Source organism: Flavobacterium sp. A45 (assembly GCF_002001005.1).
In the GTDB taxonomy this organism is placed as follows: domain Bacteria; phylum Bacteroidota; class Bacteroidia; order Flavobacteriales; family Flavobacteriaceae; genus Flavobacterium.
In genome coordinates this window covers 26,096-37,447 of record NZ_MUNX01000032.1, presented here as the reverse complement: position 1 = coordinate 37,447, position 11,352 = coordinate 26,096, and the positions used below count along the sequence as shown (strand labels likewise).

General features: G+C 33.8%; 15 protein-coding genes. 12 read left to right on the top strand and 3 right to left on the bottom strand.

Annotated features, from left to right (window positions below; translation table 11 throughout):
- Positions 1-232: 232 nt before the first annotated feature.
- The 4 genes from prmA to B0E44_RS00720 all read left to right on the top strand — a co-directional run bounded on the left by prmA (position 233) and on the right by B0E44_RS00720 (position 3,580).
- A complete protein-coding gene (gene prmA / locus B0E44_RS00735) occupies positions 233-1,066 on the top strand; it encodes a 50S ribosomal protein L11 methyltransferase (RefSeq protein WP_077370287.1) in 834 nt (277 codons plus the stop codon).
- A gap of 43 nt (positions 1,067-1,109) precedes the next feature.
- The gene (locus tag B0E44_RS00730; RefSeq protein WP_077370286.1) at positions 1,110-1,385 is read left to right on the top strand and encodes an ATP-dependent Clp protease adaptor ClpS; all 276 of its coding nucleotides are present in this window, start codon (positions 1,110-1,112) and stop codon (positions 1,383-1,385) included.
- Between the two features lie 242 nt (positions 1,386-1,627).
- Positions 1,628-2,899, top strand: coding sequence for a sterol desaturase family protein (locus tag B0E44_RS00725; protein ID WP_077370285.1), 1,272 nt, complete (start codon positions 1,628-1,630; stop codon positions 2,897-2,899).
- A 9-nt stretch (positions 2,900-2,908) separates the two neighbouring features.
- The gene (locus B0E44_RS00720; RefSeq protein ID WP_077370284.1) at positions 2,909-3,580 is read left to right on the top strand and encodes a lysoplasmalogenase; all 672 of its coding nucleotides are present in this window, start codon (positions 2,909-2,911) and stop codon (positions 3,578-3,580) included.
- Positions 3,581-3,826: 246 nt separating this feature from the next.
- On the opposite strand, the gene B0E44_RS00715 is transcribed toward B0E44_RS00720, so the two are convergent.
- Positions 3,827-4,240, bottom strand: coding sequence for a DUF6691 family protein (locus B0E44_RS00715; RefSeq protein ID WP_077370283.1), 414 nt, complete (start codon positions 4,238-4,240; stop codon positions 3,827-3,829).
- Between the two features lie 3 nt (positions 4,241-4,243).
- Complete coding sequence (locus tag B0E44_RS00710; protein ID WP_077370282.1) at positions 4,244-4,801, bottom strand: YeeE/YedE family protein; 558 nt, start codon at positions 4,799-4,801, stop codon at positions 4,244-4,246.
- A gap of 167 nt (positions 4,802-4,968) precedes the next feature.
- Here B0E44_RS00710 and B0E44_RS00705 point away from each other — a divergent pair, with 167 nt between their 5' ends.
- The 3 genes from B0E44_RS00705 (at position 4,969) to B0E44_RS00695 (ending at position 7,310) form a co-directional block, all read left to right on the top strand.
- Entirely contained in the window at positions 4,969-5,421 is a 453-nt protein-coding gene (locus B0E44_RS00705; protein ID WP_077370281.1) for a 2-dehydro-3-deoxyphosphooctonate aldolase, read from the top strand.
- Between the two features lie 193 nt (positions 5,422-5,614).
- Positions 5,615-6,433 carry a 3-deoxy-8-phosphooctulonate synthase gene (kdsA, locus tag B0E44_RS00700; protein WP_077370280.1) on the top strand — a complete coding sequence of 273 codons (819 nt, stop codon included), beginning with the start codon at positions 5,615-5,617 and terminating at the stop codon, positions 6,431-6,433.
- Between the two features lie 16 nt (positions 6,434-6,449).
- Positions 6,450-7,310: a hypothetical protein gene (locus B0E44_RS00695; RefSeq protein ID WP_077370292.1), complete on the top strand. Its 861-nt coding sequence runs from the start codon at positions 6,450-6,452 to the stop codon at positions 7,308-7,310.
- 44 nt (positions 7,311-7,354) lie between these two features.
- Here the strand turns inward: B0E44_RS00695 and B0E44_RS00690 are convergent, their stop codons facing one another.
- Positions 7,355-7,705, bottom strand: coding sequence for a DUF1801 domain-containing protein (locus B0E44_RS00690; protein ID WP_077370279.1), 351 nt, complete (start codon positions 7,703-7,705; stop codon positions 7,355-7,357).
- 74 nt (positions 7,706-7,779) lie between these two features.
- On the opposite strand from B0E44_RS00690, the gene B0E44_RS00685 reads away from it, so the two are divergent.
- From B0E44_RS00685 to creD, 5 genes are all read left to right on the top strand, one after another.
- Complete coding sequence (locus B0E44_RS00685) at positions 7,780-8,409, top strand: hypothetical protein (RefSeq protein WP_077370278.1); 630 nt, start codon at positions 7,780-7,782, stop codon at positions 8,407-8,409.
- 87 nt (positions 8,410-8,496) lie between these two features.
- Positions 8,497-9,168, top strand: coding sequence for a YiiX family permuted papain-like enzyme (locus B0E44_RS00680; RefSeq protein ID WP_077370291.1), 672 nt, complete (start codon positions 8,497-8,499; stop codon positions 9,166-9,168).
- A gap of 3 nt (positions 9,169-9,171) precedes the next feature.
- Entirely contained in the window at positions 9,172-9,468 is a 297-nt protein-coding gene (locus tag B0E44_RS00675; protein ID WP_077370277.1) for a transcriptional regulator, read from the top strand.
- 54 nt (positions 9,469-9,522) lie between these two features.
- On the top strand, positions 9,523-9,855 hold the full coding sequence (locus B0E44_RS00670; RefSeq protein WP_077370276.1) for a hypothetical protein: 333 nt from the start codon (positions 9,523-9,525) through the stop codon (positions 9,853-9,855).
- A gap of 24 nt (positions 9,856-9,879) precedes the next feature.
- The gene (creD, locus tag B0E44_RS00665) at positions 9,880-11,250 is read left to right on the top strand and encodes a cell envelope integrity protein CreD (RefSeq protein WP_077370275.1); all 1,371 of its coding nucleotides are present in this window, start codon (positions 9,880-9,882) and stop codon (positions 11,248-11,250) included.
- Positions 11,251-11,352 lie beyond the last annotated feature (102 nt).

The window sequence follows — 11,352 nt, the reverse complement described above, 5'->3', positions numbered from 1 at the left end:
CGCCTATAATGCTCAAAAAAACAACACTAAGCATTCATTTTTAGATGATTAACAAAAAAATCAACCGTTTTTATTGTAAAGATCAAAAAAAATTGAGCAATCTTATTTAGACTAAAGTTCATATTCAATAATTCATTAAAAACAGAGCGTTGTCAAAAAAATATACTTTCAAAAATTTTAAAAATTCAAAAAAAGATTGCATCCTATTGTTACCTTTGCAAAAAAATTAAACATGTCAAATATTTACATAGGGTATCATTTTACCATTGAGCCAAAAGAACTCGGATCGGAAATATTAATTGCCGAATTGGGCGAAAAAGCTTTTGAAAGCTTTACTGAAACCGAAACCGGAATTTCGGCTTTTGTGCAAAAAGACCTTTGGGACGAAACGATATTGGAAGACATTCAAATATTACAATCGGAAGAATTCAAAATCGATTATACTTTTGAAGAAATCGAGCAAGTAAACTGGAATGAGGAGTGGGAAAAGAATTTTGAACCTATTGATGTAGAAGGAAATTGTCATGTACGCGCACCATTTCACCCTAAAACGGATGCAGAATATGATATTGTAATCGAGCCTAAAATGAGCTTTGGAACTGGACATCATGAAACCACACACATGATGATTCAGCATTTACTGGAAATGAATGTTACTGGCATGAAAACATTGGACATGGGTTGCGGTACAGCAATTCTTGCCATTCTTGCCGAAATGAAGGGAGCTCAACCTATCGATGCGATTGACATTGATAATTGGTGTTACCTAAACTCCATTGAAAATGCTGAACGAAACAATTGTAAGCACATTACGGTTTACGAAGGAGATGCAGCTTTATTAAAAGACAAAAAATACGATTTGATCATAGCCAACATCAACAGAAATATTTTGTTAAACGATATGCAAAGTTATGTTGACAGTTTAAATACAGGCGGAACGATATTATTTAGTGGTTTCTACGAAGAGGATATTCCTTTTATTGACGCATCTTGCACAGAAAAAGGATTAACTTATGTAAAAAAGTTTCAAAGAAACAACTGGGTATCAATAAAATACGTAAATTAGTATTCCTATTTTATAAATCAACAAAGTACAAAAACCTAAAAGCATGAGTACAATAGAGAAAGTAAAAGAAAGAACCCGAGAAGAGGAAGTTACAACCAAAAACAATGAAATAATAGTTTACAATGACGATGTAAATACATTTGACCATGTCATTGATACTTTAGTTCGTGTTTGCGGGCACACTCCTATTCAAGCGGAACAGTGTTCATTAATTGTGCATTACAAAGGAAAATGCACTGTAAAAACGGGGGAATATGATAAATTAAGAGTACAATGCTCTAGATTACTTGAAGCTGGCTTAACAGCCGAAATAATCTAAACTATACAATACTATTTCCAAAAATTAGTTATTTATTAAACCTACTTGAGCAAGTACAATCTCAAGTAGGTTTTTTTATGTTTTCACAGTCTCAGAACTGCTTTTGAAACCATAATTCTTCTCAAACACTCAATTATATTGAAAATCATCATTATTGAATATGTAATACTACCTATAAAAAAATAGCAAAAAACACAACATTCTAAACAATTATTCTATATTTGAAAAAAAATACCCATCAAATGGAAGAATACGGTAAAATATTAGTTTTTGTGATGCCCATTTTTTTGATATTAATTATAATCGAAAAAATATACGGCCATTATAAAGGAGAAGACACGGTTCCAAACATGGATTCGGTTTCAAGTATCAGTTCGGGAATGGTCAATTCGGTCAAAGATGTTCTTGGACTTAGCATTACGTTAGTCTCTTACGAATGGTTTGAAACCAAGTTTTCCATAATGCATTTAGAAGCCAATGTTTGGGCTTATATCATTGGATTTATAGTGATTGATTTTTATGGCTATTGGAGTCATCGTCTGTCCCACCAAATTAATTTTTTATGGAACAAACACGCGATTCACCACAGTAGCGAAGAATTTAATCTGGCTTGTGCTTTGCGCCAAACAGTTTCGAGCTTTGTCAATCTATTTACATTTTTATTGATTCCAGCAGCACTATTGGGCGTACCGCCAAGAGTAATTGCTATAATACTTCCCATTCACCTATTTTTGCAATTTTGGTATCATACCAAACACATCAAAAAAATGGGTTTTCTGGAACATATACTTGTTACGCCTTCTCATCATCGCGTACATCATGCGATAAACCCCATTTATATGGACAAAAATCATTCGCAGATATTCATAATTTGGGATAAACTTTTTGGCACTTTTCAGGAAGAATTAGATTCGGTTCCCCCTGTTTTTGGAATTACGAGACCAGCACAAACATGGAATCCTTTCCGCATTAACTTCCAGCACTTGTGGTTATTGATTACCGATGCTTGGCGAGCCGAAAAATGGAAAGACAAACTTACCATTTGGTTCAAACCCACAGGTTGGCGACCAGAACACTTTGAAGAGAAATATCCCGTCAACAAAATTACTGACGTCTATTCATTCGAAAAATACGGAACACAACATTCCAACAAATTAATCTATTGGTCATTATTTCAAGCTATATTCACTTTATTGCTCATTACCTATATGTACAATTCGATTGCAATTATTGGCTTGCCAAACGTATTTATCTATGGCGCTTTTATATTCCTTACCGTTTACAGCTACACCGAATTGATGGATACCCGAAAAATTTCATTGCTATGGGAAGGAATCAGATTTTTAATAGGAATCGGAATCATCGCCTATCTTGGTGATTGGTTTGGCATGAATACACTTTTCCCTTTCGCCTCTTACATCATAATTGGGTATCTCATTTTATCGCTATTGGTCACGTTTTACTTTGTAAACACCAATTTTGATGCAGAAAAATCAATTGTGGCAACTTCTTAAAAAAAAACTATGCAATCATCTTTACTTCTCAAAACCTACATTGGTTTTACCATTATTTATCTTGGTATTCTATTCTTTAATCTAGAAGGATTCGACAACTATATGAAGCCTATGTTGCTTCCTATTTTAATGGGAGCGGTAATAATTTCTGATAGTTTTCCAAGCAAAAATATCCTTTTAACCGCATTGACATTTTCCTGGATAGGTGATATTATTTTGCTTTTTACAGATAGAGGCGAACTCTATTTCATCTTCGGGCTAGTGGCTTTTCTTATATCGCATTTGGTATATATTGCCCTTTTCAGCAAACAACAAAACACTAAAAACAACAATAAAAAATTCCTATTTTGGATTGGTGTTCTAGCCATATTAGCCTATTTTGTTTTCATGATTGGCACTTTATTTCCAAAACTGGGACCTTTAAAAATTCCGGTTTTGGTCTATGCGATCGTGATTACCACAATGCTTTTCTTTGCTTTCAAAGGCAGTTTAAAATGGGCGATTCCTGCAAACAATTACATCCTTATCGGCGCGATTGTATTTGTAAGTTCCGATAGTATTTTGGCATTCAATAAATTTTATGCGCCAATTGCACATGCTTCATTTTACATTATGGCGACGTATTGCCTAGCGCAATATTTAATAGTAGCTGGAATTTTAAAGTTGAATTCCAAAATATAAAAACCATTCAGGGCGTGCCCCCATTGAGTTAAGCTTTGTTTGTTCTCGCAAAGGCGCTAAGCCGCAAAGTTTAGAGCCGGTTCCTTTGCGTCTTCGCGCCTTTGCGAGAGCTATATTTAGATAAAACTAGCGAGAAATCCTTAACTTAATGACATTGCCCTCACGATCACCTAAAACAAGATATTTATTCAAAAAAAAAGCATTTTCCTATTTAGAAAATGCTTTTTTTTGAATGAGTTTTAATGATTAATGCGGCAACTTACTTTTTAAAGCACCATAAATAATCGTTCCTATCAGAGCTCCAATAAGAACAATAATTACAGGCATAAATCCCGCCCCTATTAATATAAAAATTGGTCCTGGACAAGAACCTACCAAAGCCCAACCCAATCCAAAAGAAATTCCTCCAATCCAATATCTGGTATTGTCTTTTGGTTTTTCCTGAATTTCAATTGGAAAACCATCGATGTCTTTGACGTTATATCTTTTGATAATCTGAATACCAACAATTCCTGTCGCAACAGCAACTCCAATTATTCCATACATATGAAACGATTGAAATTGAAACATTTCATAAATACGATACCAAGAAACCGCTTCGGATTTGGTAAGAACAATTCCAAAAAGGAATCCTACGAGAAAATATTTTAATATGTTCATAGTCTAAAAAAGTAAGGGTAATAAAAAATGAGCCATAATCAGTCCGCCAATGAAGAAACCAATAACTGCTTTCAACGATGGCAATTGCAAATTACTCAATCCTGAAATAGCATGTCCCGATGTACAGCCGCCGGCATAACGAGTTCCAAAACCAATCAAAATACCACCACCAAGGAGTATCAAAATACTTTTGGGTGATTGCCAAATCTGTTCTCCAAATAAAGCTTGTGGCATTAACTGACCATTGGGAGCATCAATTCCCATTTGGGAAAGTTGCACTATCGTTTTTGGATTAATGTCAACATTAGAAGGATCACTCATAAAATGAACAGCCACAAAACCACCTGCCATTGCACCCAAAACCACTACTAAATTCCAACGATTTGCTTTCCAGTCAAAATCAAAATATTCAATACGCTTTCCTAATCCAGTCATAGAACATAAAGACTGAAGATTGGTTGACATACCAAAATTCTTTCCGAAATAAATCAGTGAAAGCATCACCATTCCGATTAAAAAGCCAGCGACATACCAAGGCCATGTTTGAAAAATCACACTCATATAAATTTGTTTTGGCTACAAATATAAAAGGATTTTGATAAATCCATCAATTCGCATGTTTTTTGACAAAAAATTATAAGGATTGCTCTTCGATTTTGATAATCGAGTAAAGTTCTTTTTATATTTGTGGTAAGAAATACATCACTTTAAAAATTTAAACTCTCAAAATGAAAAAAATAGCCTTATTCATTACGATAATAGTACTAATCGCTTCATGTGGAAGTATTAAATCTTCTTTGAAAAACGTAGATAATAATGCTCCTGTGCCTGTAGTGGGTAAAAATAATGCCTTTATAATTACTCAATACAGTAAAGACAAAAAATACGGATATGATAAAGACTACCCAATCAATATTTTTTATAAAGGCACCAAAAATGACACCATCAACCAAAAATATTTCATGAATGCTTTGGCAGGACCAAAAGGAGAAAAAATAACTTATAAAAAACTGGAAAATTGTTGCCCATTTCCAACCAAAACCAGTGATATGGGAGCTGGATTTCTGGATGTGTACGAATTAAGTTGGGAAGGTTTGAAAAAACCGATCATCTTATATTTGAACATCTACGAAAGAGGTCAATTGATGGTTCCGGTTGGTCTTAGTTTGAAGAAAATATAATTAAAATCACTACTGCCCTAGCCCCGATAGTAGTGGTATCCTTTATGTCTCGTTTTTTTCGAGACATAAAGATACAAGCGGATAGCGGGAATAGCTCCAAATAATAGCTTTAATACTTCTAAAAATAATCACGAAAACTAATTCGGAAATCGCAAAATCGAACTACCTTTGCACTTTCAAAAAAACATACAATATGAACATACAACATATTCCACAAATCAAACATACTGAGAGCGGTAACTTCTTTTTATTGGCAGGTCCATGCGCCATTGAAGGCGAAGAAATGGCAATGCGAATCGCTGAAAAATTAGTTGGTATTACAGATAAATTACAGATTCCTTTTGTTTTCAAAGGTTCATTCAAAAAAGCAAATCGTTCTAGAATAGATAGTTTCTCTGGAATTGGGGATGAAAAAGCACTTAAAATATTGGAAAAAGTATCTAAAACTTTTGGTGTACCAACCGTTACGGATATCCACACCAATGAAGATGCTGCAATGGCTGCCGAATATGTGGATGTATTACAAATTCCGGCTTTCCTTGTTCGCCAAACTGATTTAGTTGTCGCTGCCGCAAATACTGGAAAAGTAGTAAACTTGAAAAAAGGACAATTCATGAGTCCAGAAAGTATGAAACACGCAGTTCAAAAAGTATTGGACTGTAATAATCAAAACGTGATGGTGACTGATCGTGGTACTATGTTTGGTTATCAAGATATGATTGTGGATTACCGAGGCATTCCAACTATGCAACAATATGCTACAACTGTTTTGGATGTTACCCATTCATTACAACAACCAAATCAAACTGCAGGAGTAACTGGAGGAAGACCAGACATGATTGAAACTGTTGCCAAAGCAGGAATTGCAGTTGGTGTGGATGGTATTTTTATTGAAACTCATTTTGACCCAGCGAATGCTAAAAGTGACGGTGCAAATATGTTGCACTTAGACTACTTTGAACCTTTGATGACTAAATTGGTTGCCATTAGAAAAACCATTAATCAATTTTAAATTTAAATTAAACACATTGAAAACAAATTTTTTATACGCCTCATTTCTAGTTCTTTTTTTATCGATTAATGCCTTTGCCCAAGGAGATGTTCCAAGTACAGAATTATATACTGCACACAACAAAGGAAAATTCTTTGGACACATGGGAGGAAATAGAACTTATTACACTACTTCTGATTTACATTTTGAAGGAGAGGGATACAATTTTACAGTAGAAAATGCCCAATCGCATGATTTACCTAAAGGCTGGCATATTGATTATATTACTCCAGGAAAACTAACAAATTCCCAAACTAACTGGAAAGTTGGATATTTTTTCCATGACAAATTTAATGTTTCTATTGGGATTGATCACATGAAATATGTGATGACTCAAAATCAAACAGCGATGATTAACGGAACTATTAATTTACCCTCGACAGAGCCAGGTTCTGAATTTAACGGAACTTACAATAACGAATCAATAGATCTAACTGACGGTAAATTTTTAAAATTCGAACATACGAATGGATTAAATTATGTCTTTACCGAAGCAGCTTATTACACAGATATCTCTTCAATTTTTGGTATTACAAATACCGATATATTTCAACTAAATTTCACACAAGGATTAGGAATGGGATTATTGGTTCCGAGAACAGACGCTACAGTTTTACAAAAACCAAGATATGATGAGTTTCATATTTCAGGATACGGTTTTTCTGCTGATGCTGGTTTAAATTTTACTTTCTTCAAACATTTTTACATACTAACCGAGTTAAAAGGTGGCTATATTAACATGACCGATGTAAGGACTACTTATACTGATGATCATGCTCAACATCATTTTTGGTATGGAGGAACTATCGTTTCTTTTGGTGGTATTTTTAGACTATAATTCATCCTCAAAATAGTTATAAAATCTCCTTCGGGAGATTTTTTTTATTTATATAACACAGCAGCTTCCTTTATCACATCAACCAAAATAGCATTGTCAATATCCTCTAAATTATAATACCGAAGCGACTTTACTGTATTTCTCTTTTCCCCTACAAGATAGTCTTGATTTCCTACCAATTGAAATCCTCTGGCAAAACCTGCATCCACAAAACCTTTTTTATGATTGGGAGCCAAATAACAAAACATCCTTTTCTTATAATAAAAATAAGGTATTCCCCATTTAAAAAGTAAATCCAATTCAGGGATTTCCCGTTCAAACACACTTATTAAATGTAAAAGAATTGACCGAAACTTTTCGGGCTGGCGGTAGATATATTCATCCGTAATTTTCATCCAATAAAAATAATAAAAAAGTATTGTTTTTCTTAAATTTTATTATTTACTTTGTAATTCAAAGTACTTTACATATGAACGATAAATATTTACAAGACATCAGTGATATCAAAAACATGATGAATAAATCCTCTCAGTTTATATCTTTGAGCGGGTTGGGTGGAATAATGGCAGGTATATATGCCTTGATAGGCGCTTTTATAGCCCATGAACTAATTCAAAACAACAACAATAATTATGGTACGGATAATTATGATAACATTATCACTTTAGAAAGTAACACTTTCAAGCTAATTGTTTTGACTGCTCTTGTTGTATTATTTTTATCAATTGCCACTGCTGTACTACTTACTTACAACAAAACAAAAAGAGAAGGCGAAACAGTCTGGAACAGCACTTCAAAAAGATTGTTGACCAACTTCATGATTCCCTTGGTAACTGGAGGAATTTTTGGACTATTATTGTTACGAAACGGAAGCTATGGACTGATTGCCCCTGTAACTTTGATTTTCTATGGTTTGTCTTGTGTAAATGCAAGTAAATATACACTTCGGGATGTGCGCTATCTGGGCATTACGATCATCATAATTGGTTTATTGGCTACTGAATTCTCTGGATACGCATTAGAATTTTGGGCATTGGGTTTCGGTATCTGCCATATCGTATATGGTAGCATGATGTATTTTAAATACGACAGGAGTTAGAAAGCAGAATTCTGATTACAGTTTGCAGAAATTAGATTGTAGATTTTTAGATTAGCGAAGAATAGTATGGAAACAAAAAGAACAAATATGAAAAAAACGAAATATATTTTTGCCATAATTACCTTTTTGATGAGTTTTGGATGTGCATTATTCATTGCTAATGCAATGTTTGGAAATATTCTTTTTGGTACTCGACCAGTCTCTATTTTAGATAAAATAAAAGAAGGTGACATGATTTTTCAAACTTCCCAATCCAAACAATGCGAAGCTATAAGAATAGCAACAAATTCTAAATTTTCTCATTGTGGTATTGTATTTATTGAAAAAGGTGAAAAATATGTTTTTGAAGCGGTACAACCCGTAAAATACACACCTCTCGAAACTTGGATTACACACGGAAAAGATAATCATTTTGTGGTAACCAGAATAAAAAATGCATCGACGCTTTTGAGTCAGGAAACTTTACAAAAGATGAAAACCTACGCAAATAGGCTGAAGAACAAAGACTACGACCTGTATTTTGAATGGTCTGATGATAAAATATATTGCTCAGAATTGATTTGGAAAATATACAAAAATGGAGCTGGAATCGAGCTTTGTTCCCTTCAGAAATTAAAGGATTTTAATCTAAAAGACAACCGAGTACGAGCAATACTAGCAGAAAGATACGGAAATAAAATACCTCTTGAAGAGAACGTTATAGCTCCGTCAAATTTGGAACAATCCAAAATAGTAACCACCATAATTGACACATACTAAGACTTGAAAAACATTATTCAAAATATAAATAAAGCATTTGACCACCGCATACGACTTGGAATCATGTCGGTTTTGATGGTCAATGAATCGGCGGATTTTAGTACTTTGAAAGAATTATTAGGAGTTACCGACGGTAATCTGGCAAGTCACACCAAAGCCTTGGAACTGGAGAATTATATTGCCATTGAAAAGCAATTCATAGGAAAAAAACCTAATACAAGCTACAGGGCCACAAAAGACGGTCGCAAAGCATTTCAAGATCATATTGATGCACTCGAAAAATTAATACAGAAACGATAATATATTTTTTTAATCATATACTTTGAAATTCAAAGTACTTTTAAGCGATAAACTATGCAAACTACCCTAACCCAAGAGGAACCTTTTGAAGGCAGAACCTCCACAGAACTCGCCGTTGGTTGTTTTACTATTGGCACACTTTTTTTCATTCTTTTTCTAACGCTCCAAGACACTTCGTTTGTTCTAATCATTGGATTTATCTTCATGGTTATTGCACTATTTCTCAATGTCATAATGCTCTATCATCTATTATATCATTTATATATTTTACCGCAACAGCGGAAATACATTGGACTAAAAATTTTAATTCTGTTGGGTAACATTCCCATTGCATTTCTGTATTACACCATTATAAACTATTTCGCATCTGCTAATTCACCTTTCTAATCAAATAACTTTAATCAACAAAAAATGGAAACTCAAGAAAATCAAACCCCTGCCCCTACCTCTTTTTTTCAATCAATTTTTCAATCCACTACAGCCAAAATGTTGATGGTCGGATTCTTAACCCTCATTTTGCTTATACCTTTGGAATTTGTCAAAAGTTTGATTCAGGAACGTTCCAATCGCCAGGAAGAAGTCATCTCCGAAATCAACGACAAATGGGGCGAAAGCGTTTATTTTTATGGTCCAACTCTAAAAGTACCTTATACCGTTTTTGAGGAAACGCTGTCCATTAACCAAAAAACCAATGAAACGGTAAAACAGCAAAAAGCAATTACCAAATACGCCTATTTCTTCCCGGAAGACTTGAAAGCCAAATCCAATGTTACCACCAAGTTGCTCAATCGAAACAACTACGAATCGGTGGTATACAGTTCCAAAATGAGTTTTGAAGGGAATTATATTCAACCCGATTTTAGCAGCAAAAATATTCCAGCCGAAAATATTCAATGGAACAAAGCCACAATTTTGATAAAAACCACCAATCTAAAAAGCATCAAGGACGAAGTAAAAATCAATCTTGGTGGTAATAAATGGACATTTGAACCTGTTTACAGCAATAACTTAAACGATTCTACCCAAGCTTTGGAAACTGGTTTTATAGATTTAAAAAGCATTTTAAAAACAAGTAAAACCAACTTTAATTTTAACATCAATTACAATGGAAGCAAGCAAATAAAAATGGTTCCTATTGGTAAAACAACACAGTTAAGTATGCAATCCAACTGGGCTTCTCCTAGCTTTACTGGTAATTTCCTTCCCGATGACAAAACAAAGAAAATAAACAATGACGGATTTGTTGCCAATTGGAAAATCCTACACATCAACAGAGCTTTTTCACAACAATTCTTTGAAATTTTACCCGATTTAGGAACCTATGCCTTTGGAGTTGACTTTGTGATTCCCGTAAACCAATATCAACAAAATGAAAGAGCCGCAAAATATGGCTTTCTGGTGATTGGCCTAACGTTTTTGGTTTTCTTCCTTATCCAATCCATTAGTAAAATTAAAATTCATATTTTTCAGTACACCATGATTGGATTAGCCTTGATTTTATTTTACACCCTGCTCATTTCCATCACCGAACACAGCAGCTTCACAAAAGCCTACGTCATCGCAGCAACAGCAGTCATTACATTGATATCACTTTACTCTGTTTCAATCTTAAAAGGGAGCAAATTCCCCATGTTTATTGCAGCAGCACTCACTGGACTGTACACTTTTATCTATGTCATTATTCAATTGGAAAACTATGCTTTATTGGTTGGAAGTATTGGTTTGTTTGCAATTCTTTCGGCTGTAATGTACTTTTCAAGAAAAATAGATTGGAATAAATAAAGAAGAGTTATTTAGACAGTTTATTATAAATTAGTATTTTTAATTACATTGAAATCTATCCAATTCTAAAGATGTTTAAAATTGTAACAAAAAAAACCACAA

What these genes read in the sequence shown, in the direction of transcription:
- prmA (WP_077370287.1), top strand. Translation starts at nt 233, where the DNA reads ATGTCAAATATTTACATAGGGTATCATTTTACCATTGAGCCAAAAGAA.
- B0E44_RS00730 (WP_077370286.1), top strand. Translation starts at nt 1,110, where the DNA reads ATGAGTACAATAGAGAAAGTAAAAGAAAGAACCCGAGAAGAGGAAGTT.
- B0E44_RS00725 (WP_077370285.1), top strand. Translation starts at nt 1,628, where the DNA reads ATGGAAGAATACGGTAAAATATTAGTTTTTGTGATGCCCATTTTTTTG.
- B0E44_RS00720 (WP_077370284.1), top strand. Translation starts at nt 2,909, where the DNA reads ATGCAATCATCTTTACTTCTCAAAACCTACATTGGTTTTACCATTATT.
- B0E44_RS00715 (WP_077370283.1), bottom strand. Translation starts at nt 4,240, where the DNA reads ATGAACATATTAAAATATTTTCTCGTAGGATTCCTTTTTGGAATTGTT.
- B0E44_RS00710 (WP_077370282.1), bottom strand. Translation starts at nt 4,801, where the DNA reads ATGAGTGTGATTTTTCAAACATGGCCTTGGTATGTCGCTGGCTTTTTA.
- B0E44_RS00705 (WP_077370281.1), top strand. Translation starts at nt 4,969, where the DNA reads ATGAAAAAAATAGCCTTATTCATTACGATAATAGTACTAATCGCTTCA.
- kdsA (WP_077370280.1), top strand. Translation starts at nt 5,615, where the DNA reads ATGAACATACAACATATTCCACAAATCAAACATACTGAGAGCGGTAAC.
- B0E44_RS00690 (WP_077370279.1), bottom strand. Translation starts at nt 7,705, where the DNA reads ATGAAAATTACGGATGAATATATCTACCGCCAGCCCGAAAAGTTTCGG.
- B0E44_RS00685 (WP_077370278.1), top strand. Translation starts at nt 7,780, where the DNA reads ATGAACGATAAATATTTACAAGACATCAGTGATATCAAAAACATGATG.
- B0E44_RS00680 (WP_077370291.1), top strand. Translation starts at nt 8,497, where the DNA reads ATGAAAAAAACGAAATATATTTTTGCCATAATTACCTTTTTGATGAGT.
- B0E44_RS00670 (WP_077370276.1), top strand. Translation starts at nt 9,523, where the DNA reads ATGCAAACTACCCTAACCCAAGAGGAACCTTTTGAAGGCAGAACCTCC.
- creD (WP_077370275.1), top strand. Translation starts at nt 9,880, where the DNA reads ATGGAAACTCAAGAAAATCAAACCCCTGCCCCTACCTCTTTTTTTCAA.